The organism is Peribacillus sp. NPDC097198 (assembly GCF_044762055.1).
Lineage (GTDB): Bacteria > Bacillota > Bacilli > Bacillales > DSM-1321 > Peribacillus.
In genome coordinates this window covers 298,455-323,351 of sequence record NZ_JBIWDO010000004.1, presented here as the reverse complement: position 1 = coordinate 323,351, position 24,897 = coordinate 298,455, and the positions used below count along the sequence as shown (strand labels likewise).

Annotated in this window: 27 protein-coding genes; 4 read left to right on the top strand and 23 right to left on the bottom strand. The window is 40.2% G+C overall.

All coding sequences use genetic code 11. The features are described from left to right. Positions 1 to 33 precede the first annotated feature (33 nt). A complete protein-coding gene (locus ACIQXQ_RS09365; RefSeq protein WP_402956822.1) occupies positions 34 to 708 on the top strand; it encodes a response regulator transcription factor in 675 nt (224 codons plus the stop codon). Next, positions 705 to 2,078, top strand: a complete 1,374-nt coding sequence (locus ACIQXQ_RS09360) for a HAMP domain-containing sensor histidine kinase (RefSeq protein WP_402956820.1) — start codon at positions 705 to 707, stop codon at positions 2,076 to 2,078. Before ACIQXQ_RS09365 ends, ACIQXQ_RS09360 begins: the two co-directional genes overlap by 4 nt. A 449-nt stretch (positions 2,079 to 2,527) precedes the next feature. Here ACIQXQ_RS09360 and ACIQXQ_RS09355 read toward each other — a convergent pair whose 3' ends face one another. From ACIQXQ_RS09355 to ACIQXQ_RS09305, 11 genes are all read right to left on the bottom strand, one after another. Further along, a complete protein-coding gene (locus ACIQXQ_RS09355) occupies positions 2,528 to 2,806 on the bottom strand; it encodes a YokU family protein (protein ID WP_402868964.1) in 279 nt (92 codons plus the stop codon). Between the two features lies 1 nt (position 2,807). Further along, the gene (gene kamA / locus ACIQXQ_RS09350; protein ID WP_402956818.1) at positions 2,808 to 4,226 is read right to left on the bottom strand and encodes a lysine 2,3-aminomutase; all 1,419 of its coding nucleotides are present in this window, start codon (positions 4,224 to 4,226) and stop codon (positions 2,808 to 2,810) included. 121 nt (positions 4,227 to 4,347) lie between these two features. Continuing rightward, positions 4,348 to 5,730 carry a sigma-54 interaction domain-containing protein gene (locus ACIQXQ_RS09345; protein WP_402956816.1) on the bottom strand — a complete coding sequence of 461 codons (1,383 nt, stop codon included), beginning with the start codon at positions 5,728 to 5,730 and terminating at the stop codon, positions 4,348 to 4,350. A gap of 85 nt (positions 5,731 to 5,815) precedes the next feature. Then, complete coding sequence (ablB, locus tag ACIQXQ_RS09340) at positions 5,816 to 6,658, bottom strand: putative beta-lysine N-acetyltransferase (protein ID WP_402956814.1); 843 nt, start codon at positions 6,656 to 6,658, stop codon at positions 5,816 to 5,818. A 55-nt stretch (positions 6,659 to 6,713) separates the two neighbouring features. Beyond that, positions 6,714 to 8,003 carry a peptidase gene (locus ACIQXQ_RS09335; protein WP_402956812.1) on the bottom strand — a complete coding sequence of 430 codons (1,290 nt, stop codon included), beginning with the start codon at positions 8,001 to 8,003 and terminating at the stop codon, positions 6,714 to 6,716. A gap of 17 nt (positions 8,004 to 8,020) precedes the next feature. Beyond that, entirely contained in the window at positions 8,021 to 8,686 is a 666-nt protein-coding gene (locus ACIQXQ_RS09330) for a 3-oxoacid CoA-transferase subunit B (protein ID WP_402956810.1), read from the bottom strand. Next, entirely contained in the window at positions 8,653 to 9,366 is a 714-nt protein-coding gene (locus ACIQXQ_RS09325; protein ID WP_402956808.1) for a CoA transferase subunit A, read from the bottom strand. Before ACIQXQ_RS09325 ends, ACIQXQ_RS09330 begins: the two co-directional genes overlap by 34 nt. A gap of 18 nt (positions 9,367 to 9,384) precedes the next feature. Beyond that, entirely contained in the window at positions 9,385 to 10,737 is a 1,353-nt protein-coding gene (locus ACIQXQ_RS09320; RefSeq protein ID WP_402956806.1) for an aspartate aminotransferase family protein, read from the bottom strand. Positions 10,738 to 10,940: 203 nt separating this feature from the next. Continuing rightward, on the bottom strand, positions 10,941 to 11,270 hold the full coding sequence (locus ACIQXQ_RS09315; protein WP_402868977.1) for a hypothetical protein: 330 nt from the start codon (positions 11,268 to 11,270) through the stop codon (positions 10,941 to 10,943). A 229-nt stretch (positions 11,271 to 11,499) separates the two neighbouring features. Continuing rightward, entirely contained in the window at positions 11,500 to 12,474 is a 975-nt protein-coding gene (locus tag ACIQXQ_RS09310; RefSeq protein WP_402868979.1) for a S66 family peptidase, read from the bottom strand. Between the two features lie 239 nt (positions 12,475 to 12,713). Continuing rightward, a complete protein-coding gene (locus ACIQXQ_RS09305; RefSeq protein WP_402868981.1) occupies positions 12,714 to 12,875 on the bottom strand; it encodes a YjcZ family sporulation protein in 162 nt (53 codons plus the stop codon). A 290-nt stretch (positions 12,876 to 13,165) separates the two neighbouring features. Between ACIQXQ_RS09305 and ACIQXQ_RS09300 the strand changes: the two genes are divergently transcribed. Next, the gene (locus ACIQXQ_RS09300) at positions 13,166 to 14,263 is read left to right on the top strand and encodes an SGNH/GDSL hydrolase family protein (RefSeq protein ID WP_402956803.1); all 1,098 of its coding nucleotides are present in this window, start codon (positions 13,166 to 13,168) and stop codon (positions 14,261 to 14,263) included. Between the two features lie 45 nt (positions 14,264 to 14,308). Here the strand turns inward: ACIQXQ_RS09300 and msrB are convergent, their stop codons facing one another. Both msrB and msrA read right to left on the bottom strand, forming a co-directional pair. Continuing rightward, on the bottom strand, positions 14,309 to 14,737 hold the full coding sequence (gene msrB / locus ACIQXQ_RS09295) for a peptide-methionine (R)-S-oxide reductase MsrB (protein WP_402868984.1): 429 nt from the start codon (positions 14,735 to 14,737) through the stop codon (positions 14,309 to 14,311). Continuing rightward, the gene (gene msrA / locus ACIQXQ_RS09290) at positions 14,734 to 15,219 is read right to left on the bottom strand and encodes a peptide-methionine (S)-S-oxide reductase MsrA (RefSeq protein WP_402869865.1); all 486 of its coding nucleotides are present in this window, start codon (positions 15,217 to 15,219) and stop codon (positions 14,734 to 14,736) included. Before msrA ends, msrB begins: the two co-directional genes overlap by 4 nt. A 261-nt stretch (positions 15,220 to 15,480) precedes the next feature. Between msrA and ACIQXQ_RS09285 the strand changes: the two genes are divergently transcribed. Then, the gene (locus tag ACIQXQ_RS09285) at positions 15,481 to 16,224 is read left to right on the top strand and encodes a DUF4397 domain-containing protein (protein WP_402868987.1); all 744 of its coding nucleotides are present in this window, start codon (positions 15,481 to 15,483) and stop codon (positions 16,222 to 16,224) included. Between the two features lie 60 nt (positions 16,225 to 16,284). Here the strand turns inward: ACIQXQ_RS09285 and ACIQXQ_RS09280 are convergent, their stop codons facing one another. The 10 genes from ACIQXQ_RS09280 to ACIQXQ_RS09235 form a co-directional block, all read right to left on the bottom strand. Then, positions 16,285 to 16,869 carry a YpmS family protein gene (locus ACIQXQ_RS09280; protein ID WP_402956801.1) on the bottom strand — a complete coding sequence of 195 codons (585 nt, stop codon included), beginning with the start codon at positions 16,867 to 16,869 and terminating at the stop codon, positions 16,285 to 16,287. Next, a complete protein-coding gene (locus ACIQXQ_RS09275; protein WP_402868991.1) occupies positions 16,866 to 17,705 on the bottom strand; it encodes an SGNH/GDSL hydrolase family protein in 840 nt (279 codons plus the stop codon). Before ACIQXQ_RS09275 ends, ACIQXQ_RS09280 begins: the two co-directional genes overlap by 4 nt. Before the next feature lie 253 nt (positions 17,706 to 17,958). Then, positions 17,959 to 18,549 (bottom strand): SCO family protein, encoded by a 591-nt coding sequence (locus ACIQXQ_RS09270; protein ID WP_402869866.1) that lies wholly within the window; start codon positions 18,547 to 18,549, stop codon positions 17,959 to 17,961. Between the two features lie 156 nt (positions 18,550 to 18,705). Beyond that, positions 18,706 to 19,548, bottom strand: coding sequence for a DegV family protein (locus ACIQXQ_RS09265; protein ID WP_402868993.1), 843 nt, complete (start codon positions 19,546 to 19,548; stop codon positions 18,706 to 18,708). 249 nt (positions 19,549 to 19,797) lie between these two features. After that, positions 19,798 to 20,550: a twin-arginine translocase subunit TatC gene (tatC, locus tag ACIQXQ_RS09260; protein ID WP_402956799.1), complete on the bottom strand. Its 753-nt coding sequence runs from the start codon at positions 20,548 to 20,550 to the stop codon at positions 19,798 to 19,800. An 85-nt stretch (positions 20,551 to 20,635) separates the two neighbouring features. Continuing rightward, on the bottom strand, positions 20,636 to 20,830 hold the full coding sequence (tatA, locus tag ACIQXQ_RS09255) for a twin-arginine translocase TatA/TatE family subunit (RefSeq protein WP_402868997.1): 195 nt from the start codon (positions 20,828 to 20,830) through the stop codon (positions 20,636 to 20,638). A gap of 194 nt (positions 20,831 to 21,024) precedes the next feature. After that, positions 21,025 to 22,293: a threonine ammonia-lyase IlvA gene (gene ilvA / locus ACIQXQ_RS09250; RefSeq protein WP_402868999.1), complete on the bottom strand. Its 1,269-nt coding sequence runs from the start codon at positions 22,291 to 22,293 to the stop codon at positions 21,025 to 21,027. A gap of 146 nt (positions 22,294 to 22,439) precedes the next feature. Continuing rightward, on the bottom strand, positions 22,440 to 22,925 hold the full coding sequence (locus ACIQXQ_RS09245; RefSeq protein WP_402869001.1) for a dihydrofolate reductase: 486 nt from the start codon (positions 22,923 to 22,925) through the stop codon (positions 22,440 to 22,442). Beyond that, positions 22,922 to 23,716 (bottom strand): thymidylate synthase, encoded by a 795-nt coding sequence (locus tag ACIQXQ_RS09240; protein WP_402869003.1) that lies wholly within the window; start codon positions 23,714 to 23,716, stop codon positions 22,922 to 22,924. The genes ACIQXQ_RS09245 and ACIQXQ_RS09240 overlap by 4 nt, the downstream gene beginning before the upstream one ends. A gap of 95 nt (positions 23,717 to 23,811) precedes the next feature. After that, positions 23,812 to 24,522, bottom strand: a complete 711-nt coding sequence (locus tag ACIQXQ_RS09235) for an anthrax toxin lethal factor-related metalloendopeptidase (RefSeq protein WP_402869005.1) — start codon at positions 24,520 to 24,522, stop codon at positions 23,812 to 23,814. Positions 24,523 to 24,897 lie beyond the last annotated feature (375 nt).

Below are 24,897 nucleotides of genomic sequence, written 5' to 3'. Positions count from 1 at the left end.
ATATAAAGCAAAAAATGGTTTGAGGTGATTGTATTGAAAATAATGGTTTGTGATGACGACAAACATATATTACAGCTGGTAAGTATTCATTTAATGCGGGAAGGATATGATGTCATAAAAGCTAATGATGCGAAAGAGGCGCTTTACTTATTAGAAGAAGTAGTTCCTGACTTAGCCGTAGTTGATGTGATGATGCCCGGGATGGATGGCATTGAGTTGACAAAAATACTCAACCAAGATTATAAAATTCCTGTTCTACTGTTAACGGCAAAAGATCAATTAGAAGATAAAACGAGAGGGTTTCTAGCAGGTTCCGAAGATTATGTAGTAAAGCCCTTTGAACCTAAAGAGTTACTATTTCGGATTGCCGTCATCCTTAGAAGATTTGATAAGGACAGCCAAAATATCATTCGGATCGGTAATGTGACGATTAATCGTAAAATTTTTGAAGTGTCAACCGAATCAGAAACACTGATCATGCCCTTAAAAGAATTTGAATTGCTATCATTACTTGCAAATCGGCCCAATTATGTCATCGAGCGATTTACCATCATGGAACAAATATGGGGACATGATTATGAAGGTGACGGCCTGACCCTTAATACACATATCAAACGCCTGAGGAACCGATTGAATCGTCTAGGGGCTAATATCGAAATAAACACAATCCGTGGTTTAGGATATAAATTAGAGGTTCAACATTCATGAAAACCTTGTATCAACAGTTCATTATCACTACGTTAAGCCTTATGCTATTCAGTACAATTGTCGGCTTTTTTTTAACAAACACGTATTACCATCTGGTTACTAAGGAACAAAATGATGAAAAGAATGTCGCCATAGCACAAAATATTACACGATATATCGAGAGTACGCCTGATTTGGATTTAGAACATTATTTATCGACACTTGGCGATATAGGATATCAATTTTATGTTGTCGGGGAATCTGGTTATTCTCAGTTCTTTGGAGGGGCATTTAAAACGTCAGAATTACCCCCTTCCGCCAAAGAAACGGTATTTAAAGGAAATATCTTTCATGGTATGGAGAACTATCCAAATCAGTCATTCATGACAGGTTTTTTTACGAATAAAATTATCAATACTGTCGGTGTCCCCTTTATATATAATGGCGAACAGTATGGGGTCTTCCTTCGGCCCAATATTGGCTTATTATTTTCTGAAGTGCATACAATATTGGCTTGTTTGATCATATCCATGGCGATAATCAGCCTGATTGGAATGCTATTTGTTGCGAAACAATTAATACGACCCATTACACAATTAACGGAAGCCACTAAACAAATATCAAAAGAAAATTATGACCTTCTACTGAAGGTTAAACGACGCGATGAAATTGGACAGCTTGCATCAAGTTTCAATCAAATGACGAAGCAATTACAGGAAACATATCGATCAAGAAAAGAATTCATAAGCAATGTTTCTCATGATTTCCAATCGCCGCTATTAAATATCCAAGGATATTCTGAACTATTGAAGTCACCCAGCATTACAGAAGAAGATCGCCTAACATACACATCGATTATCGAGACAGAGACTAAGCGATTATCTCTCTTAACTAAGCAATTACTACTGCTAACCTTTTTAGATCAGCCTACACGTGCATTAAAACGCTCCTCATTTGCATTGGATGAACAACTTAAGACGCTGATTCAAAAATATTTGTGGCTCATTGAAGATTCGGGCATCGAACTATATTATAAAATTGCACCAATCCGTTTCAATGGTGATGAAGGTCTATTGGAAACTGTCTGGGATAATTTACTTACAAATGCTTTAAAGTACAATAAACCGAACGGTTCCATTAAAATTATCGTTGAAGAAACAAACGATGATGTTTTCATTCAATTTCGAGATACCGGTATGGGGATTAAAGAAGAAGAACTTTCTCATTTGTTCGAACGTTTTTACCGAGCGGACGCTTCTAGGACAAAAGAAGGCACTGGTCTGGGACTGGCAATTGTCAAAGAGGTAGTGGATTTCCATCGTGGCAGCATACGTGTTTCAAGTCAATTCGGAAAAGGAACATGTTTTTTCATCACTTTGCCTAAACTATAAATAGGCTAACTACGCACCTAGATCAACATATACCTAAAGCCACCAGGATTAAGATATGGTGGCTTTAACTATAATAATCCATCCTTTTGAACATTCTTACACCCTCCCTTCCGCGGTACTAACCAACTAAAGTCAAAATAAAAACGAATGTGGAAAAGTTTTTCTAAACTTATAAAATAAGGAAAGTGGCTTATTCTAGTCTAAGCCTATTAATTATTACATGGAACTTGCTGCAGAAGAGATCGTCGGACATTAGTGTGAAAGAGTTATAGTGGATAATATTAGGGGCTTTTTCTGCAGAAAACCTCAGCTATTCTTGCACTTATAATCAGTCCGTTTAGCCGATTTTATCTAGGTTCAATTCAAAAAAAACATCTATCCAATCCCGAGGATCAGATAAATGTTTTATCAAAAATCATAGTTTTTATTTTTTATAGAATTCGCTCCTCCTAAGAAAAGTCAAAATAATTCCGTTTCAGCATTCGCTTCATCTTTAATAGTTCCTCATACGTAGTCTGCTTATCTAGCTGTTTCGTATCAATTAAAAACAGCTGGTCTTCAATTTCTTTCACGATTTCATCACGTTGAAAAAGGGCGTTACAATTTTCACAATAGGATGATGGCGTTTCGGTAATCTCAACAGCCCTCGTTCCATCCGGTAATTCCCAATAAACTGTACCTTTTATGGAAGAGAGTTTTCCTGTTTCACACCACGGACATACTTCCATTTTACTCCCCTTCTTCCTTTTCGCTTTGTGGAGCTATATTTTTTATCTGCTGTGCCTGAAATTTTTTTTCTTTTAGCTGGTCACGTTTTTCGCGTTGGTTTTTTAAAGAGGCATGTTCTGGGTTGGTATGGTACTTTTCACGACGGTTCATCCGTTTCAGACCTTCAGGTACTAAATTAAATTGTTTGTCGTTCATAAGACCCGCTATCCCTGAATCTGACTGTTTTGCTTCAACATCGGGATAAATCCCCTTGAAATAATCATCGGCAAGTCCCGGTGTGTACTGCTCCGGTTCCGGATAGGTCGTGATTACACCTTCGAAATTCCGTAGGACTGTCTTCGTCGGGGATTGAGACAGGATGTAATTTGGCTGTAAAGTGATTTTCCCTCCGCCTCCAGGTGCATCAACAACGAATGTAGGTACTGCATAACCGGATGTATGACCCCGTAAGCCTTCGATGATCTCGATTCCTTTAGATATCGGGGCCCGGAAATGACCAATTCCTTCTGACAAATCGCATTGATAAATATAGTAAGGGCGTACACGGATCTTGACAAGGTCATGCATTAGCTTCTTCATGATAGGGACACTATCGTTAATGCCCGCTAAGATTACAGCTTGGTTTCCGACTGGCACACCCGCATCCGCGAGCATCTCACACGCTTTCTTCGACTCTTCCGTAATTTCTATCGACGTATTGAAATGCGTATTTAACCAAACCGGGTGATATTTTTTTAGAATATTACACAGGTTTTCAGTGATACGCTGAGGAAAAACCACTGGAGCCCGTGTACCGATTCTAATTATTTCAACATGGGGAATGTCTCGCAAATTCTTCAAGATATATTCGAGGATGGTATCGTTGATCAATAATCCATCACCACCGGAAATTAGCACATCCCTGACCGCTGGTGTATCCCGAATATAGCCGATTGCTGCATCTAATTGTTTCTTTGGAACGCCCATGCCAATTTGACCTGAAAAACGCCTTCTCGTACAATATCGACAATACATCGAGCACTGGTTCGTCACCAGGAAAAGCACACGGTCGGGATACCGGTGAGTCAATCCCGGTACGGGTGAATCCTCATCTTCATGTAGTGGATCCTCCATATCATACTTAGTTTTATGCATTTCTTCCGATATGGGCACGGATTGCATCCTTATTGGACACCTAGGGTCCTCTTTATTCATAAGTGACGCATAATAGGGGGTAATATTTAAGGGAATCGTTTTGGTGGAGATTCGCACCCCTTCCTCTTCGTCTGGAGTAAGGTCGATTACTTTCTTCAAATCATCCACAGTTCTTATTGTATTTGTCAATTGCCACAACCAATTGTTCCATTGTTCATCAGTTACATCTTTCCATAACTCTATATCTTTCCAATGACGATCTGGTTTATATAAATCAAATAACATAGCCATACCTCCTAAGTCTTGATAGTAGTATTTAATGCAAGAAGGGTGCCAAAATTGCCCAAAAACTAAATATGAACGCTAAAAAATCCGGTTATATACGATATACCGGATTTTTTAGCGTTCAAGTATGTTTCTTAATTTTATATTGGAGGGTCTGCCTCGGGATGTCCAATAGCTTTGAAGCTTGAAAGACATTTCCTTCGGTTTGCAAAAGTGCCTCTGATATAAGTTTTGTTTCCATTTCCTTCATGGCTTCCCGCAGCGGCAATACCTTCTCTTTAGGAACTGTGCTCTTTTTTAAAAATGGGGGCAAGTCACCCGCTGTCAAGACTTCACTTTCGGCATGTATCATCATGAACTCAATCGTATGCTTGAGTTCCCTTACGTTACCTGGCCAATGATAGGCATGTAGGATTCCCTTGGTCTCTTCATCGATTCCTTTTACGGAGCGATTCATCTTCTCGTTAAAGTTTATAATAAAATGCTCCGTAAGCAATAAAATATCCTCTGGACGATCTCTTAGCGGCGGTAGCTCATAGCTCAAAACATGTAAGCGATAAAATAAATCCTCACGGAGCTTTTTCTCCGTGACAGCCGTCTTCGGGTTTACATTCATCGCAGTCATGATCCTGACATCTACCTGAATGCTTTTTGCCGCCCCTATCCTCCTAACGGCCCCATCCTCAAGTACACGAAGCAGCTTCGCCTGTAAATCAATGGGCATCGATTGCAGTTCATCAAGAAATAGAGTCCCTCCATTCGCCAGCTCAAATAATCCCTGGCGTTCGACAGCTCCCGTGTAACTACCTTTCGAAGTCCCAAATAAAAGCGAGTCCAATAAATTTTCAGGGAGTGCCGCACAATTTTGTGCAATGAAGGGCTTTTTTCGCCTATTGGAGTTGTGATGTATACTTTGGATGAAAAGTTCCTTTCCGACACCACTTTCACCATAAACTAAAACCGAAGACGATGACCGGGCAGCCTTTTTCCCTTGTGCAATCAACTTTTCAAATGGTGGATCTTGGGTTAGAATATCAGCAAAAGTGTATAACGTACCATTCGTGGCTACTTTTTTTTCTTTACTTGTCGTCGTTTTAAGAGAGCTTTCCAAGTCTGCTAAGCGTTCCGATAATTGTTTCAGGCTAGAATAATCTTTCGCAATTTCGATTGCCCCCATTATGAAACCGTCTACATATATAGGCAGGGTTGTATTGAAGGTCTCAATGATTCGACCATGCGCATTTACATAAGATTGTCTATGATGGTAGATGGGCTTTTCGGATTGGATGACACGCAGCAAGGTCGAAGATTTATGATTTAAAGACGGAAACGCTTCAAGCAGTGGTTTTCCAAGCACTTCCTCTACCTTCATTCCATCATGGTTGGCCGCCACTTCATTATAAAAGATCGTTTGACCTTTTAGATCGATTACATGAATTCCCTCATCAATGCTTGCCAGAATCGCTTCTAAGACCTGATTTGTATTAAAACATTCACTGATCAATGTCTTCCCCCTCTCTCACATTCCTTCCATCATATATATGAAGTAGTGCCGAAAACTTGTCATATGCATGCCCGAAAATGGGCATTCATGTATAGTTCTTCACCCATAAGTTCATATCCTCCAATTTATCGAAAATGAAGCAGTTATTGGCTAATCTACCCCTGTAATAATAGCCTTGCTGATGCAATGCTGCATTCATTCCGAATGATAGCGCCCTTGCGATAGAATAGATACAATAAATGTCATGTGAGACGAGGTGACTTTCAAGCTTCTCAATCAAGTGCTTCATTAATCCATACTGCCGATGATCGGGCAGTGTTGCACAATCCGTTATTTCCGCATTACGGTAAAAGTCATTTATTTCAGCGGATGCCGCACTGACGATTACTCCATCATGTTCGTATATGTAAAAGACCGTCCCGCTGTTCATGCATTTCCTCACATATTCTGGTTCATTCATTGGGGTTGGGTAAATTTCAAATACTTTTCCGTACAATTCAGCAAGCTTCACGGCATCTATTTCCTCCGCCTTCCTTCCTATATAGGTTGATGGGGGGGCCTCTAGCTCTACTTTTATTGGAAGTTTCTGTACATTTTCTAGAATTTCATCCTCCTTGATCCAATGAGAACTGGCCCTTCGCTGATCTTGGGTATATTTAACAAGGAAGTGGCAATCACTTCCTAAAAAGAACTTATCGATACTTCCCTCATATAAAAAACCTTTGCTCAGCAGCTCCAGTACATTTTCCGTTCGTGCCTTGAATATGATTTTCTCCGCTGATATATTATCAGCTGCTTTCAAAGATTCTTCGACGCAATCTTGAAAATGGCCCAAATAGTCTTCGACCCGTACGCGCTTATTAAAACGATCCATCATTATGTGTAGTGTAGAATGGGACAATTGAATTCTTTTTTCAACAATATCCATTCGGCTCTCTCCTTCCTTCTCTATCTAATAGTGTAACAGAAGGCCTGACCCTATTTTAGGAATCAGACCCGGTACCCCTTATATGTCCCTCCACTCCACACCATTCCAAAATTGTTCGTGCAATGATTTCGGCCGATTCCAACATTTTATCCACTTCTATATATTCATTGGCATCATGGGCCAATTTTGTTTCGCCTGGTCCGAAAACCACTACCGGTATGGAACCGACCGAAGATAAATACCCTCCATCCGTTCCCCAAGGGGAAGCTTCCACAGTCGGCTGTTCTCCCATGACTTTTTCATAGTGGGTGGACAATGCCTGAATCAACGGATGATCCAATTCCAGGATTCCCGGTATCCATCTAGCTCCGAACCATTCCAATTCAATTGGTTTTTCCTTGAACCAATTATCCTTACGATTCAAATCGTCAATCTTGTTTTTCAAGGAGAGTTGTGCCGCTTCCATGGTTTCCTTAGGGGCAACTCCAAATCTACCTTCTAGAATCGCTGTATCAGGCACAGAAGAAGGCCAATTCCCACTTTGGATGCTCCCGATATTAATGGGAATGGGGATGGGGATATTATGATAAAGTGGATGATCCATCTTTTGGTTACGTTCCTTTTCAAGGTTCTTGATTTCCTCGATTACAAGATAAGCTTTATCTATCGCGCTTTGTCCTTCATACCGGGTTCCCCCGTGTGCTGATTTGCCTTTTATTTTCAGTCGAAACCACATCGATCCTTGTTGAAGGGGGAAAAATTTCATGTTCGTTGGTTCTGGAATGATCGCTCCATCAGCTTTATATCCTCTCAATACAGCTGCGAGTGAACCCGCCCCACCGCTTTCCTCTTCGATTACACTCTGAAATATCACGTCGCCCTTCAATCTTATGCCTGTTTCAACGATGGATTCGAGCGCTAATAATAATGAAACATTCCCGCCTTTCATATCCGTCGTCCCCCGCCCATACACTTTCCCATTCTCTATTTTTCCACTGAATGGATCATCCTTCCATGCTGATCTATCACCTTCAGGAACGACATCGATATGACCGTTCAATATAAGCGACCTGCCGCCGCCACTTCCCTTCCTAACCGCGACAAGGTTTGGATTCCCTTTAAAGTCTTTTCGGTCACAATAAAAATGAGGATGATTTCTTAGTGCGCCATCCCCAATCTCCCATAGGTCGATGTCAAGACCGATCTGCCGGCACTTTTCGACGACGATGGCTTGTGCACTCCCTTCCTGCCCGCGTTTGCTGGGTTCCTGCACTAATTTTTGAAGTAATTTAATGCCATCATTTCGATGCTCTTTCAACCATGCACTGATTTGCTCTTCATACATGCCCTCATACTCCTCTCTCATTCTTTTACTATACAAAGCTTGCTAGACACTTTAACATCGGCTTCCGTTCTTTTCTTGACTTCTTCTATTGTAGTGGAAGCGAATAAATCAGTTAATAGGAGACCTTTTGGAGTAACAGAAAAAACGCCCAGTTCCGTGATAACCTTATGTACACATCGTTTCGCCGTTAATGGCAATGTACAGTTCTTCATTATTTTGGAGATACCGTCTTTGTCGGTGTGCTCCATTAGGACAATGACCTTTTTCGCCTTTGCCGCAAGTTCCATTGCCCCACCCATTCCAGGTACTCGCTTACCGGGAACAATCCAATTTGCCAGATCCCCATATTCACTTACTTGAAGAGCGCCTAAGATCGTAACATCAACACGGCCACGGCGAATCATCCCAAAGGCGAGTGTACTATCGCAATAGGATGCTCCTTCCCGGATGGTTATGGGGAGGCCTCCTGCATTACAAAGATGTGCGTCTTCATGGCCCATGGCTGGAGAGCTTCCCATACCAACAATCCCATTTTCTGCTTGAAACATCACTTGATGATCGGCTCGTAGATGATTCGGCACTAAAGATGGAATGCCGATACCTAAATTGACCAGCATGCCATCCCTAATTTCAGCTGCCGCTCTTTTGGCTAATCGATTTCTCGCCTCGGCTCCCAAACCCATTTCCAATCGACTCCTTTTGAAGGAATGATATAATCTACAAAAGCACCAGGTACAATGATTTTCTCTGGATCCATGCTGCCCAGAGGAACGATTTCCTCGACTTCCACAATCGTGATTTGACCTGCCGTTGCCACGAGTGGGTTTGTATTTCGAGCACTTTTGTCGAAAATGAGATTGCCATAGGGATCTGCTTTTGCTGCATAAACGATAGCGATATCGGCAGTCAATGCAGGTTCCACTAGGTAATTTTTCTCCCCGATTTTGACGGTTTGTTTCCCTTTCCTGACGATATCATTATCCAGACCAATATCGGTTAATATTCCGCCAAGGCCCATCCCCCCTGCACGGATTCGTTCAACCAGTGTACCTTGCGGAGAGAACTCCACTTCCAACTCTCCATTATTCATGAATAGTCCGGCATTCGGATTGGAACCGATATGAGAAACAATGATTTTTTTTGCCCGCCTTTGAGTAACCAGCCTACCTATTCCGATATCAGGGAAGCCAGTATCATTTCCGATTAAAGTTAAGTGTTGTATACCCGTCTCCAAGATTAGATTGATGAGGCCCGGAGGAGTGCCAATTCCACCGAACCCGCCAAAAAGAATGGACTGACCGTCTTCAAAGAGATGCAGGACATCCTCAAGACGGCAAACTTTATGGAATGCATTATCATTCAATTCTGTTCACTTCCTTATTTAAGACGGCAGATATCCAGGGAGGATCTTATCTTTAAATTCAAGGAGGGTTGAGTCTAGTCTCCTTAGCAATTCAGCACTCTCTTCCTTTGTAATGATTAAGGGCGGAGAAATGATGATGGCTGCCCCGTTAATCCCATCAAGCCCCGCTGATGCAGGGTATAAAATAATCCCATTGTTCATCCCCGCCTTTATAATTTCAGCAGTCACATCTAAAGTTTTTGGAAAAGATTCCTTCGTTTCTTTATCCTGGACAAATTCCATCCCGATCAATAAACCCCTACCGCGGAGGTCCCCGATAAACGAGTATTTCTTTGCAAGCTTTTTTAAACCGTTGAATAACTCCTTCCCTCTTTTAGCAGAGTGTTCTACGAGATCGTTATCCTCCATATATTCCAAAACGGCAAGCGCTATGGCACACGACAATGGATTGGCACTAAGTGTATGTCCGCCCATGATTGAACGGGAACCATTCATGATGGGTTCCAACACTTTTTCTGTCATGGCAGCGGCAGCGATAGGCGTGTACCCCCCGCTTATCCCTTTCCCAAACGTAATAATATCCGGTTCTACTCCCCAATGTTCAGAGGCTAGCATCTTACCTGTCCGACCGAATCCAGTCATAACCTCATCAGCAATGAATAGAATGTCATGTTCCTCACAAATTTTCTTTAGTTTCTGAAAATAACCATTAGGCGGAACGATTGCCCCACCTGCTGCACCGATAACTGGCTCACATATAAATGCTGCGATGTTATCTGCGCCAATGCGCCGGATGGATGATTCCAACTCCAAAGCACAGGCCATCCCACATGTTCGGTGATCTAATTGATATGGACAACGGTAACAATAAGGAGGAGCAACAGAAGGGTATGATTCAAGTAGAGCGGTAAATCGCTCTCTGCGTATAGGATGACCAGACATTGAAAGAGCGCCGATCGTAATGCCATGGTAGCTCATCCATCTGGATATTATCTTTTGTTTCCTGGGTTTCCCTTTTTCCTGCCAATGCTGGATGGCAATCTTTAGTGCAGTTTCGGTCGCTTCTGAACCACTATTAACAAAAAAACTATAGGGGAGCTTCCCATTGGTTAAATCCGCTATTTTTCGGGCAAGCTTCTCTGCTGCCTCGCTCGTGAACTGGGAACGATACACAAATGACACTTGGCTTGCCTGTTGAACCATGGCATCTACAATTTCTTGCACCCCATGACCAATATTGGAGGTTACAGCACCGGAAGATGCATCCAGATAGTCCTTCCCTTCTTTATCGTATAAATAGACGCCCTTCCCATGACTAATTGTCGGATAGGCGACGCCAAGGAACGGCTTGATCAATGAAGACTGCTCCATGCCCACACTCTCCTTCTACCACCAATTATGGCTTATGCTAAAGTGTATGTCCCCACTAGGGAAATCTTGCTAAGGAATTATTGCAACTCTTTCAAACTATTTTTATAGGAAGGTTTTAGAAGGATGGGGAATCTATTCACCGCGGGGAAAGTAAGGAAATACGACAAAAAAAAAGTGTATCCACGAGAGATACACTTTTTTTCTTATAATGAGCTATTTAGTTTGTCTTGACGAATGGAATCTATGAAGCTTTCATCCTTTAAAATAGCCAGCACACTTTTATAAAAAGCCGCTTTGTCAATGACTGAGGTATGTACGTATTCATACTCTTTTAATGATGGATGACGCAAGACATGTTTCATGCAAGAAAGACAGACTTTTTTAGTACCTAACTTATAGTAATTCAAGTTGCTTGCATCCCCATTAGAAGTGTCTTCGTTACAAACGAAACAGGTATGGCTTACCCGGCCTTTTTTATTATACTCGGATAAAGCGCCTTCTAAACGAATGGATGCGGGAATTGTTAATAACACATAATCACCTTTTCTATTTTAAATCTCTTAGTATTATATCAGAAAAATAAAGAATTTGAACTATTAGCCTCATATTCCCTAATAATGCTTGTAAAATAGGAAAATGAACAGGGATAAAACCCTATTTTACCCAAAAACAGGGACCGATACAGACAATGACCGATAATCTCGGTTCATCCTCTTAAGTTGCCCTATATATAGGTAGTCTGACGATAAGTCCATCTATTTTTCAAGAGAGGATGGTCACTTTCGCGTTACCGTTCCTCACGGTCATCTTAACACTTTCGCCCATCGGTATAGTAGCAAAAGGATGGACATGACCAAAGTTTGCATTCGCTATGACAGGGATACCATTCAGTTCCCTCTTAGTTGCAATGATTTGCTGAAGGGCGTAAGGTGTCATCCCTGAATCCTTTTGAAATCGACCTATGATAACTCCCTTGATACCATCTGCATCAGGCAACTGTAGCAAGGATTGTAAATCCCGATCGAAACTAAAAGGATGGCTTTCTTCATCATCCTCAATAAAAAGAATGCGGTCCCGTAACGATGGCATATACTCCGTCCCCTGCAAAAGATTTATCGTACAAAGGTTGCCACCTAAGATGGTACCAGCTGCTTCGCCCTCCTGTATGACCATATATCCCGAATTCGGATGGAAGGAACGGTCCTCCTGCTCCAGATGCCATGAATCATCGCTCCAGGTTTCACTTTGTTCTAAATCAAAGCCATCATCCATAAGAACCGCTTTCTTAAAGTAGTCCATTGTATAGTCCAGCCCAGTCTTCATCCCAAAAGTAGAGAAATCAGGACCAGAATATGTAGTCAAACCAGTTTTTTGATAAATGGCCAAACCGATGGCCGTAATATCACTATAGCCCATCAAAACTTTAGGATTCTTTTTTATTAAATCGTAGTCGATATATTGTAGCAATTGATTGGCATTATATCCACCTACGCCAGCAAGGATTGCCTTTACAGACGGATTTCTAAACGCATCATGCAAATCTTCAACCCTGTCCTCAATCGAATTCGAGAAAAAGTCATCATGTACCAAAGCTGTTTTACCGTATGTAACTTTAAAACCGAGGTCCACTAATCTTTCCTCTGCCAGTCTGCGTTGCTCACCTTTTACAATCGCAAGACTTCTCGATGGTGCAATAACCCGGATTTCATCCCCGCGTTTTAAACGAGAAGGTTTCATATCTCTTTCCCCCTAAATATATTACATCTTAAATTATTTTAGCAGATATACAGAACAAAAGAAAATCATGGCTCATTATTGATTATAACACAAAAGAAACATATGTTCTTAATCGAATCCCTTTTAAAACTCCACCCTTGAGCCAGTCCCTAGCCAAGGCTTAATCTTGGGTAATTCTGTTATAAAGAATGGCCTCCATAAGAAAAGACCAGCTGATAGCTGGTCTTTTAGTGTTATATTTAGCAGCAGAATGATGCGCCGATGATAACCAACAGAATGAATAAGACAACGATTAATGCGAAGCCTGAACCAAAACCGCCACCGCATCCGCCACCGTATCCTCCGCCGTAACCATAACCGCCGCCGCAGCCGCCACCATATCCTCCACCATATCCGTACATAAAGTTTCACTCCTTCTTGATTTCTGTTTTCTCTTTACACCCTTACCATATGTCGATATGCCCGCCTTGGTCTGTGTATTTGCCCATTTTTTTTTATTTAAGCAAAAACTCCTCCATTCTTCTATATAAATCCCCCTCAATAAAACGTGTAATCAATTGGTTTTAAAAACGGGAAATGAAACCAAACCTTATTGTATTACCTTAAATTTGCGATATAATAAGGTTAAAATATGCTTTTCGGCCTATACTTACCACACCAACCTACAATAATGTTAATCGGAGGAAATGAATTGAAAAAAGTCTCGAAATCCCTCATTCCATTCGCAGGAATTGTCCTCACACTCCTTCTCATTTACATCCTTCAAAAAGTTCCAAAAACATACGGTTCCGATGAGAACTTAAATGTATACCAAAAATACCAGGATGGTCAGCCGATTGACTATCTGATTATTGGCGATAGCATAGGCAGGGGGTCCGGGGCTGAAAATCCGAGTCAAACTTGGTTTAAACAACTGGAAAATAAAATGAGCAAGCACCATTCAGTTCCCTTTAAAGGGGATTACGTTGTTCAAAGCGGCTCCACTGCTTTTGAAGGTCTTTATAAGCTCTCTCAAAAAAAAAGAATGGGCCATAAGGATTTGATTTTCATTGTATTCGGTGAAAATGATCGTAAATACATGAATGTGGACGATTTCAAAATGACGTACGAGGCTCTGATTAGAAAAGCAAAGCACCTATATCCTCATGCTGAATTGTTCACGATTACGGAAAGTTGTTTGGAAAACGAGGAATTTGCGAATGCTATCGGTCTGTTATCTGACTATTATGGGGCCACCAATATTGACATGCGTCCAGTTTTCAATTCTTCAGGGTTCACTGACAAGGAATTGACGAAAGATTTGATTCATCCAAATGGCCTTGGCTATCAATTATATGCAAATACGATTTACCAAAAGTTTATTGAAAATGCACAAAAAGAAAAACCTGTCGCTAGTCTTCCTCCTAAATTTCATCAAGGCTCCGAAATAAATTTAAGAGATAATGACAACTATGATTCAATGGTGGGGTTTAGACCAAGAGGCGGTTATTACACAAGTGATGACACAGGGAGTTATATTGAATACCGATTCGAAGGAAATATACTTGGAGTTAAATTACTCAGAAGCCCAGATGGCGGAGAAGTTGATGTATTCATTGACGGCAAACTGAATACATCCCTTCATACGTGGTGGCCCTTTGCCCGCGAAAGGTATTTATTCATCGCCAATGGCCTTTCTCCCGGTCCTCACACCGTTCGTTTTGTAGTTTCAGGGAGAGAAACCTCCAAGGACCTCCCTACCACACATGTGCGGCTTTCTTCCATCATCACCAATGATTCAAACCACTAAAACAAGTAAGCCCCTATCACAGGATGATAGGGGCTTACTTGTTTATTAAAGAAACAGTTTCTTATATTCACCGTATCCTTCTTTTTCAAGATCTTCGAGTGGGATGAATCTTAACGAAGCAGAATTGATGCAATATCGTAACTTGGTTGGTCCTGGTCCATCATCAAACACATGTCCAAGATGGGAATCGGCCGTTTTTGAACGCACTTCGATCCTTCTCATGCCATAACTTGTATCCAAATTTTCCACAACTTCACCATCATCCAGTGGCTTGGTAAAGCTTGGCCAGCCACAGGCGGAGTCAAATTTATCTTTGGAAGTGAATAGCGGTGTACCGGAAACAATGTCCACATACAGTCCATCTTCATTCAAATTCCAATATTCATTATGAAAAGCAGGCTCTGTCCCGCTATTTTGTGTGACTTCATATTGAATGGGTGTTAATTTTTTCTTCAAATCATCTTTACTGCTCATTTCTTTTCCCCCCAATGATGTTTTTGAAAAGCCTTGCGCCCGGAGCCAACTGAATATCTCTCGTAGTGCTCTGGTTGCTTTTTATAATAATGCTGGTGATACGTTTCTGCCGGATAAAAGGTTTTGGCCGGTAGAATGGGTGTGGCAATGGGCTTAGAAAAAATGCCGCTCTCCTGTAGGTTTGCCCTGGAAGCTTCCGCTATTTCCCGTTGCTTTTCGTCGTGATAGAAAATGGCCGTTTGATAGGAACTGCCACGATCAAAGAACTGGCCTCCAGCGTCTGTTGGATCAATCTGTTGCCAAAATAATTCAACTAAATCTTTATAAGGGTAGATGGAAGGGTCAAAGGTAATCTGGACAGCTTCATAATGTCCCGTCGTTTCCGAGCAAACCTCTTTGTATGTAGGATTCTCCGTTGTCCCCCCTGTATAACCGGAAATGACAGATTCAATACCAGGCTGTTCATCGAAGGGTTTTACCATACACCAAAAACATCCTCCAGCAAATGTTGCTTTGTCTAAATGGTTGGTCAACTGTAATATCCTCCTTTTTTGGAAAAGTTCTATTGAATGCATTTTAAACCTTTTATAAGGTCATGTAAAATCATCTGCTGTCTAAACTTCTTTTGTTGATGAAACTGGACTGATTAAAAAAACCAATCAAATTTGAGTATACGAAAGACACATGCCCAAGCATGCTACCATATGATGTCTTCATAATGATTCAAATGAGAGGTGATAGACATGAACCATAAAGACAAACATTTACAAAAGGCCATGAATTATGATGCATTATCTTGCTACTATAAATATACTAACCCACATTTACATGATTATTATTATCATAAACACTTAAAGAGCATGGAAAAAGCCATGCAACCAATGAGAAGTGAACAAATCAATACGGTAAAACCGGCACAGGTCCGTATTTTACATGCAGCTCCAAAAGCACCTGCGGTCGATGTATATGTAAACGAAATGCGCATCCTTCAGAATTTCGCTTACAAAGACAATAGCAACTATTTATCTTTACCCCCGGGTAAATACCAAATTGATATATATCCTGCCGGACAAACCACGTCCACCTTCCTTAGCCGTAAAGTCGATCTGGAAAGTGAAAAACTGTATACTGTCGTTGCTACAGGATCCAATGAAATGCCAAAACTACTTACTTTCGAAGACAATCCTTATGTCCCCCAAGATGAATCCAAGGTTCGATTTGTCCACTTGTCTTTTGATACGTCACCGGTGGATATCGCTGTAAAGGATGGCGATGTCGTATTTTCAAGACTTCCGTATCGCAAAGCAAGTGAATACCTGAATCTCTACCCCATGCAAGTCGATTTTGAAGTAAGGAAAGCCGATTCGAAAGAAGTAGCCCTCTCCTTACCCAATACAGATATTCAGGCAAATACCCCATTATCCATTTATATAATCGGCACCAGTCAGGGTCAACCTGGCTTAGAAACACTTATCTTAACACCTTAATACAAAAAAAGATGAAAAGCCAGGATGCATTTGACCTGGCTTTTCATCTTTCATTTTCACTTATTGTAAAGAAGAGGGGACAGTTAATAAAAATGAAATATCATCATTCTTTAAATCAAATTCATTAGCCTTGACCCTGACGTCACTTTTTAATTTCATGTCCTGTAAAGACACATATATGTTTTCCTCATTGGGATTTATGGTGACCCAATCCGGCATTTTATACCGTTCATTAATTAAGTTCATCACATATGAAACAGGAAGGTTCATCTGGCCAATCGCAATCGATTTTTGTTTTAAAACCAAATCCCCGTTCTTTTGCGCAATGGGTTCGAATGTTAATTTCATTTCCACTTCACGGTTGAAAAAAGGCATTTTCCCGTATAACTCCACTTCATCTCTTAAATACACTTCATAATGTATCAATCCAGTCAAGCCTTCTTTATCAAGATACTGGTTGATTAATCGGGTCAAATCTTCCCGGTTTGTATGAATCTGAAACTGGATATCTTCTTCCTTAGTTACAACTGGCTTCATATCTGAATCTTTTGCCGGTAAATTAATTAAAACCAGGATTGAAAGGATGACCAGGATGTTAACGGCTAATAAAGTAATAAACAAAGTCTTCCATTTGACTTTTGTCATTCTTGGTCATCATCTCCTTTGGCGCTAGCTTCCATTGTATCCTTTCCGATTGTTAAAACTTCCATGTTATTATAGATTCTTTCTGCAATCAATTCATATCCCCGATCATTGGGATGGAAGTAATCTTCCGTATATAGCAAGTCTTCTTTGGAATTTTGGAAAATATCATCTATTTCGATAAAATATGCAGAATCATATTCGGTGATAATCTTTTTTCCGCTATCATTCCAATCATTCATGATTTCATCTAGTTCATAAAAATCAGCAAACCACTTTGAAAATGGGTTATACACGCCCACTAAATAAATCTGTGCCTGTTGATTTTCAGAGCGCACCTTATCCAATATCTGTCTTAATCTTTTTTCATACCCTATTTTAGCTGAATCGAATTGGTTCAGTTCCAAGTTGGAGAAATTCTGTTTAAATACTCTCATGATATCATTTCCACCAATTGTGACGACAATGGAATCGGCTTGTTCAATATCTTCTTGAACACGGGATTTATCCAACCTTTTTAATAATTGGTCGGTCCGGTTTCCCCGAACTCCGTGATTGATCATCTCAACTGAAGTAATAGATGGCTCTTTCTCAAGATTTTTCTGCAAGTAAGGGAGATATCCCCCATTATCTTTACTATCGCCGACACCTTGAGTTAGGGAATCACCTATTGACACGATTTGAACAGGATCCGGAAAAAAGCTGGCTGGAATGGTTTCCTTTTTGCTTAATTCAACAACATTATGCTGCTGAACGAGTGGCTGTTCTGAAGTAGTCCTCTGAGAGCAACCTGAAATCCAAACTAGGCATATAAAAAGACAGGTGATTTTGTGTCTCATAACCTCACCTTCCCTACCTAAATATTATATCATGGGGAAAATATAAAATTGAATCAATTTGACCTTTACTTGTCGGTTTTATTTGTATTTATCACTGTATAGTATGAAAAAAAGCTGGGAATTAAAGCTTATCCCATGAATTTTAGCATGTACCTGATGAGTAAATTCATTCTTCGTAACAGCTATTTGTTCCATACGTCATTCCGTGATTACTATAGAAACTAAAAAACTATTGAACAGGTCATTCTCCTGTTCAATAGTTCTGTAGTATTTTTATATGCTTAATCATCTCATCAAAAGGAATATCCTGAAGTCCCGTGTAATCCCGGATGACTTTTCCCTCTTGATCCATTAGATAAAACCTTGTCTGGTGAATCACCTGATCTTCATTGTCAGGCTTCAATACAATCGTTTTAAAGTTATCCTTGGCAAATGCCTCGATTTCATCTTGACCATAACCAGTCAAAAAGTGCCAATTTTTGTAATCAACGTTGAACTGGTCGCCAAATGCTGTCAAGACATCAGGCTTGTCCACTTCAGGATCCACGGAAAATGACACGAACTCAACATCTGAAATTCCCTCATCCTTCAGTTTTTGTTGCAACTTCACCATATTGGCAGTCATGGGGAGACAAACATCCTCACAATTTGTGAAGATGAAATCGGCTACCCAGACTTTTCCTTTTAAATCAGTTTTGGAAAAGGGTTCCCCATCCTGGTCCACATAACTAAAATCTTCGATATCCCAATTCTTCGCATCAGGCACCCCAGTTGAACCACATGCTGCCAGCATCAACAATACCCCAATGCCCATAGCTGCCTTCAACAAATGCAGCTTCCTCATCCATACCCCGCCTTTTATGTATAAATATTCTGTCACTTCTTTCATTCTACCAGACCACCAGTAGGAAAACAGCCACTATTTTTATCATAAAATGAACATTTGACTACATTACTTAGCTCTCATCTCCTGCTCTTTAGGAGGTACTAAAAGCGAACATCAATCCCAGTAATACATGATGGCCATGGCACCTTCGCCAGTATGTGTGCTGACCACAGCCGTTGTAGCTTCTAACTTAATATCCTGGACCCCTGAAATTTCAGTAATCGCTTTGCGAACTTTATCGGCCATTTCATAGCCATTTGCATGAACGAAACCAATGCCTTTGACTTGTTTTCCTTGTGTATCTTCTTTGAATTTCTTTGAAATGAATTTTACAACCTGTGATTGGCTCCTTGCTTTTGAAACGGGATTCAGCACGCCTCCGTCCAGAAGTGCAATCGGTTTAATATGTAAAAGAGATCCGATGAATGCTGATACTTTGCCAATCCTTCCGCCTTTCACAAGATTGTCCAGCGTTTCAATGACAATGATTAGACTCGACTGTTTTCTAATGGTCTCAAGCCGTTGCATTATTTCTTCGGTGGTTTTGCCTTCATTCGCCATCTTGGCAGCCTCTATCACTTGGAATGACATGGCTTTTGAGATGAATTCCGAATCATAAACGGTAACTTTAGCATCGGACATCCCTGCTGCACTTTCAGCCGAACGTACTGTACCACTCATGCCACCAGTCATATGGATTGAAATAATCTCACTGCCATCCTTTCCAAGTTCATTATATACTTCTAAAAAAGTCCCTACTGCCGGTTGGGAGCTTTTAGGGAGTTCTTTTGACTGATTCATTCTTCTTAAAAATTCATCCTGTTCAATTTCCACTTTATCCAAAAAGGTCTCTCCATCAATATAGATCGACAAGGGGACCATTGTAATGCCATAATACTCAAATTCTTCTGGGGTCATATCCACTGTTGAATCCGTTACAATCTTCACTTTATTCATCTTTACACATCCCTAAATTAACGTATCTATTGTATTATACCTATTCAAAGTATGCTTTCAAACTAAAGCTTATATTTTTTTCAGAATAATGATTCTCTTGGACACATATACGTTGAAAATCAGAAGAAAACTTTGTAAAAAGGCATATATCTTATTTGGATCTAATCAACTTTATGGCTGAATGATGCCGATTCAATAACTTCAGCCATAAAAAATGACCCGAAGGAATAAATCCTTTGGGCCATTTTTTTATATGCCATCTTCATTATTAAGAGTTTCTTCCAGCAAGCTCTCCCGTTTTACCCTTCGTCGATAGACAATTTTAGAAAGCGAAATGCTAACTTCGTAAAGTAACAGTAAGGGAACCGTGACCAAAAAATCCGACATGAAATCTGGCGGTGTGATGGAAACAGCAATGACCACGAGAACAAAGTAAGCATACTTCCTTAATTTTTGAAGCACGTAAGGGTTGATAAGACCGATGGAGGTCAGGAACATCGTAACGACTGGTAGCTCGAATAAAAAGGCAAAAGGAATCGTCATATTGAAGACAAATGAAAAATACTTATCTGCGGTGAAATTGGTTATGAACATGCCTTCACCCAGCTCAATTAAAAATTGAAGGATGGTCGGAAAAATGACAAAATAACCAAAAGCAAGGCCTCCAATAAACAAGATGAAAAGAGCTGGAATATAGGCAAGGGTGGCCCTCACTTCATTGGGCATTAAAGCTGGCTTAACGAACAACCAAATTTGAAGTGCTATAATCGGAATCGTTGCAGCAATGGCAACGACTCCTGAAAGCATGAAGTAAATCCAGATGATATCACTTGGACCTAAGACCATTAATTCGAAGTCAAGATCCTTAACAAACCAATAGTAGATTTTTTCCACATAAATAAAACTGACAATAAAAAAGACGAAAAAAGCTACAGCCGTAATGATTAGCCGTTTTCTCAATTCATCGAGATGATCGATGATATTTAATTCTTTATCTTCCAAAATAAATCACGCCTTCATTTGAAAATCCGTTTCTTTGCTACAGAACAAAAGACGTAAGAAGGTCCATCTTACGCCCTGCATTTAATCATTCATGATTTTTTGGTTGTTGTATTTTCTTATCCTCTTCATAGTCGCCTTTTGTCAGTTCACTCGTGGATTTCTTGAATTCTCGAAGCGTTTGTCCAAAAGCACGTCCGATTTCGGGAAGCTTCTTCGGACCAAAAATGATTAAGGCCAATACCAAGATGATAATTAGACCAGGTATTCCAATATTCGACATGAATACATCCCCCTCGATGTTATAATTCAACCTATTCTGCTTTTAATTATAATACCATTTTCAGCCAAATGAAAGGAACCTGGCAAATCGTCATACAACGGTAACAATTATCGACAAAACACGACTGCTGGATAAGTTGAATAATATGTAAAAATATATATATTATTCTAACCTAATTTAAAATTTTGTCTAGTTTAAATTAATAAGTGGAATAAATTGCTGTCTTTATTGACTTCTACGCTTGAGAAACCCTTCTTATTCATTCTCTGAATAAGTCCTGTATAATCAAATTTGTTTTTTAACTCAATACCAACAAGGGCCGGGCCACTCTCTTTATTATTTTTCTTCGTATATTCAAATCGACTAATATCATCATTGGGTCCCAACACTTCATCAAGAAATTCCCTTAATGCTCCAGCACGTTGTGGGAAATTCACGATAAAGTAATATAGCAGGCCTTCATATAATAAGGACTTTTCCTTGATTTCCTGCATACGGCCTATATCATTATTACCCCCACTTACAAGGCACACGACCGTTTTCCCCTTTATTTGGTCTTTGTAAAAATCAAGGGCTGATACGGAAATAGCACCCGCTGGTTCAGCAATAATGGCATGCTGATTATATAAATCGAGAATCGTCGTACAGATATGGCCTTCAGGCACTGCAACGATATCCTCAAGATTCTCTTTACATGTTTGGTAAGTCATTTGCCCTACACACTTCACGGCTGCACCATCTACAAACGTATCGATATTCTCAAGTTCAACGACTTTTCCTTCTTGGAAGGAAGTTTTCATGGACGCGGCTCCGAGCGGTTCTACTCCAATACACTTCGTATCAGGGGACACTGATTTGAAGTAACTTGAAACCCCAGCCATTAATCCGCCGCCACCGATTGCTGCGAACACATAATCAATCTTATCTTCACAATCATTCAGGATTTCAACCGCCGTAGTGCCTTGACCGGCAATCACCTTTTCATCATCAAAAGGATGGATGAAAGAACGCCCTTCCTTCTCGCAACATTCCATTGCACTTGCGAATGCGTCATCAAATGTATCACCAATTAAGACAATTTCAATATTATCCCTACCGAATAACCGGACTTGATCGACCTTCTGCCTTGGCGTCGTAGCAGGCATGTAAATTTTCCCATTGATTCCTAACTCACTGCAGGAAAAAGCCACTCCCTGTGCATGGTTCCCGGCACTTGCACACACGACACCATTCTTTGTTTCTTCCTGAGTCAAACTTTTCATTTTATAGTAAGCTCCCCTTAACTTAAAGGAACGAACATGTTGAAGGTCCTCACGTTTCAAATAGACATTGCATTCATACTTACTGGATAAACGCTGATTCTTTTGTAAAGGTGTATGTAAGACAATATCCTTCAATTCTCTATAGGCAATTAGAATATCCTCCAACTGAATCCCCCTATTCACTGATGCTGTCTGGTTCATAGTTATCCCTCATTTCCTTCCTAATCAATTCTATAATTATAGCACTTTATCATAAGTATGTAACTGATTTTTCTAAAAATTCTATCTCTTTGATCTTGTACAAAAAAACCGACTATGGCTTATTCACCATAAATCGGTTACTAATATCATTTTTTTCGTAAAACAATAAAATCATGGGCATATAGATTTTTATCATCTGTTACACCAGGGGTCGTCTCTACGGTTTCCCACTCCGTCTCATTAATGATTGGAAAAAACGTGTCCCCTTCAAAGACTTCATGTATTTCAGTTACATATAACCGATCGGTTACTGGCAGGATTTCTTTGAAGATTTCCGCTCCCCCTATAACGAATACCTCTTGTTCGCTATTATCGGCATACGTCTTAATCTGATCAACATCATGCAAAATGGTGCAGCCTTCCGCTTTAAATTCATGATTCCTGGTCACGATGACGTTTTCCCTTCCAGGCAGAATCCGCCCGATGGATTCAAATGTTTTGCGCCCCATGACGATTGGGTGACCCATCGTTACCTTTTTAAAGTACTGAAGGTCCGCTGGCAAATGCCAAGGCAACTTGTTATCTTTTCCAATCACACGTTTTTCATCCATGGCTACAATTAAGGAAATCATATACTCACCTTCCCTTTAATGTGGGGATGAGCTTCGTAATTTTCAAGTTCGAAATCTTCAAACCGAAACTCAAAGATATCTTTCACTGCAGGATTGATTTTCATCGTAGGCAGTGGTTTAGGGTCTCGTGTCAACTGTAATTTCACTTGATCCATATGGTTCGAATAGATATGGACATCCCCAAAAGAGTGAACGAATTCACCAGGCTCCAGGTCACATACTTGGGCTATCATCATCGTTAAGAGTGCATAAGAAGCGATATTGAACGGCACACCTAAAAATACGTCCGCAGAACGCTGGTAAAGTTGGCAGGAAAGCTTACCGTCCGCCACATAAAATTGAAAGAATGCATGACAGGGAGGTAAGGCCATCTCTTCAAGCTCTCCGACATTCCAGGCACTTACGATCAATCTCCTTGAATTTGGGTTCGTTTTGATTTGCTCGATCACTTCACTGATCTGGTCGATTTGCCTTCCATCCGCTGCACCCCATGAGCGCCATTGATGCCCATAGACGGGACCTAGATTTCCTGCTTCATCAGCCCACTCATTCCAAATGCGCACATTATTTTCCTGAAGGTATTGTACGTTTGTATCGCCTTTTAGAAACCATAAGAGTTCATGGATGATTGCTTTTAAACTGACTTTTTTCGTAGTCAAAACAGGGAATCCCTCACGCAGATTGAACCTCATTTGATATCCGAAGGTACTGATTGTTCCTGTTCCGGTACGATCGCCTTTTTGAGTTCCATTTTCAAGTACATGCTTACATAAATCCAAATATTGCTTCATGGTAAACCACCTTTTCAACATTCATTCTTCTTATTTTAACTTTTTACTGTTACCAGTTCAATGTGTCAATGTGAATTACGATTGAATTAAATCATTCAATCTAGTTGTTTAATAAAATGGTAGGTCTCTGGAGCTTTCCGTCTTAGCAATTGATTTTGTTCCGGATTTACATAAAACATCGCAAACGCTTCCGCAAAGTATTCTTCGGGATATGTAGAAAAATAAGGTTGACCAGGAAACAGTGCATCTACTTCTTTTCCCCATACGCTTAAATAATCCATATCCTCACGAATGCCGCCATACACGATTTTATCGAGGGAATGGGCAATTTCATGGAGTTCGAGATTTATAGAACTATGGCCGTTACCTTTATCGCTCGCGCCGATTTTAACCAAGACCATATGCGAGCCCCCCATACCCGGAACATCATCCCATGTAGTGCTGGGATTAACATACCCTCTTGGTGTCTGCCCCTTTAAATGAGCTGCAGAACGATTGTCTGTCAGGCTCCCACTGAAAAGCTTTATTTTCACACCCCGATCAATAATTTTCACTTGAAGGGAATGCGGGAGTTTATTGATTGTTTCAACTATGTTTAAGGCTTCCTCTTCATCAAATTCATCTACAGGATATATAAACAAGTTCTGTAATGTCTCTTGATCCTGAAAAATGGCTGCCTGCCTTAGTAGGCTATCTTTTTTCAAGTCCCTCCACTTTAAACCATCTTCCTTAGCAAAAGAGATGGAAAGCATAGAAAGGAAACAGCCTGCCAAAATGAATAATCCAATCCACTTTTTATTTGTCACCTTCTACATCCTTTCCATGGTTTAATAGGATATTTCAAAGAAATATGTATACTTCAATCCCAATTTATTATTCTAGTATAACATGAAACTCCTCTATAATTGATTGATGTATTTTTGGTAAAAATAAGTGGAATATTCTTTTCTCACGAGGCACGGATCACCCAGTATTTTCATATAAAATAATATAATCAAAAAAGGTTCAAGGTGATACCATGAAACCAGTTAACAGAAGTCTCATCCTGCCAGAACCACATGAACTAGCCGAGGAAGTACTGGAAATTTACAGTTTAAAAGTGTTCATCATTCTAGACCTATTGCTATTTTCGATTTTCTTTGGCATCTTGCTGCATCCATTCCTCACATCACTATGGCTAA

What these genes read in the sequence shown, in the direction of transcription:
- ACIQXQ_RS09335 (WP_402956812.1), bottom strand. Translation starts at nt 8,003, where the DNA reads ATGTATGAAGAGCAAATCAGTGCATGGTTGAAAGAGCATCGAAATGAT.
- ACIQXQ_RS09285 (WP_402868987.1), top strand. Translation starts at nt 15,481, where the DNA reads ATGAACCATAAAGACAAACATTTACAAAAGGCCATGAATTATGATGCA.
- ACIQXQ_RS09320 (WP_402956806.1), bottom strand. Translation starts at nt 10,737, where the DNA reads ATGGAGCAGTCTTCATTGATCAAGCCGTTCCTTGGCGTCGCCTATCCG.
- msrA (WP_402869865.1), bottom strand. Translation starts at nt 15,219, where the DNA reads ATGGTAAAACCCTTCGATGAACAGCCTGGTATTGAATCTGTCATTTCC.
- ACIQXQ_RS09330 (WP_402956810.1), bottom strand. Translation starts at nt 8,686, where the DNA reads ATGGGTTTGGGAGCCGAGGCGAGAAATCGATTAGCCAAAAGAGCGGCA.
- ACIQXQ_RS09310 (WP_402868979.1), bottom strand. Translation starts at nt 12,474, where the DNA reads ATGAAACCTTCTCGTTTAAAACGCGGGGATGAAATCCGGGTTATTGCA.
- msrB (WP_402868984.1), bottom strand. Translation starts at nt 14,737, where the DNA reads ATGAGCAGTAAAGATGATTTGAAGAAAAAATTAACACCCATTCAATAT.
- ACIQXQ_RS09360 (WP_402956820.1), top strand. Translation starts at nt 705, where the DNA reads ATGAAAACCTTGTATCAACAGTTCATTATCACTACGTTAAGCCTTATG.
- tatA (WP_402868997.1), bottom strand. Translation starts at nt 20,830, where the DNA reads ATGTCGAATATTGGAATACCTGGTCTAATTATCATCTTGGTATTGGCC.
- ACIQXQ_RS09265 (WP_402868993.1), bottom strand. Translation starts at nt 19,548, where the DNA reads ATGAATAAAGTGAAGATTGTAACGGATTCAACAGTGGATATGACCCCA.
- ACIQXQ_RS09305 (WP_402868981.1), bottom strand. Translation starts at nt 12,875, where the DNA reads ATGTACGGATATGGTGGAGGATATGGTGGCGGCTGCGGCGGCGGTTAT.
- ACIQXQ_RS09270 (WP_402869866.1), bottom strand. Translation starts at nt 18,549, where the DNA reads ATGAGGAAGCTGCATTTGTTGAAGGCAGCTATGGGCATTGGGGTATTG.
- ACIQXQ_RS09275 (WP_402868991.1), bottom strand. Translation starts at nt 17,705, where the DNA reads ATGAGACACAAAATCACCTGTCTTTTTATATGCCTAGTTTGGATTTCA.
- ACIQXQ_RS09240 (WP_402869003.1), bottom strand. Translation starts at nt 23,716, where the DNA reads ATGAAGCAATATTTGGATTTATGTAAGCATGTACTTGAAAATGGAACT.
- ACIQXQ_RS09280 (WP_402956801.1), bottom strand. Translation starts at nt 16,869, where the DNA reads ATGACAAAAGTCAAATGGAAGACTTTGTTTATTACTTTATTAGCCGTT.
- ablB (WP_402956814.1), bottom strand. Translation starts at nt 6,658, where the DNA reads ATGGATATTGTTGAAAAAAGAATTCAATTGTCCCATTCTACACTACAC.
- ACIQXQ_RS09355 (WP_402868964.1), bottom strand. Translation starts at nt 2,806, where the DNA reads ATGGAAGTATGTCCGTGGTGTGAAACAGGAAAACTCTCTTCCATAAAA.
- ilvA (WP_402868999.1), bottom strand. Translation starts at nt 22,293, where the DNA reads ATGAACCAGACAGCATCAGTGAATAGGGGGATTCAGTTGGAGGATATT.
- ACIQXQ_RS09245 (WP_402869001.1), bottom strand. Translation starts at nt 22,925, where the DNA reads ATGATTTCCTTAATTGTAGCCATGGATGAAAAACGTGTGATTGGAAAA.
- kamA (WP_402956818.1), bottom strand. Translation starts at nt 4,226, where the DNA reads ATGTTATTTGATTTATATAAACCAGATCGTCATTGGAAAGATATAGAG.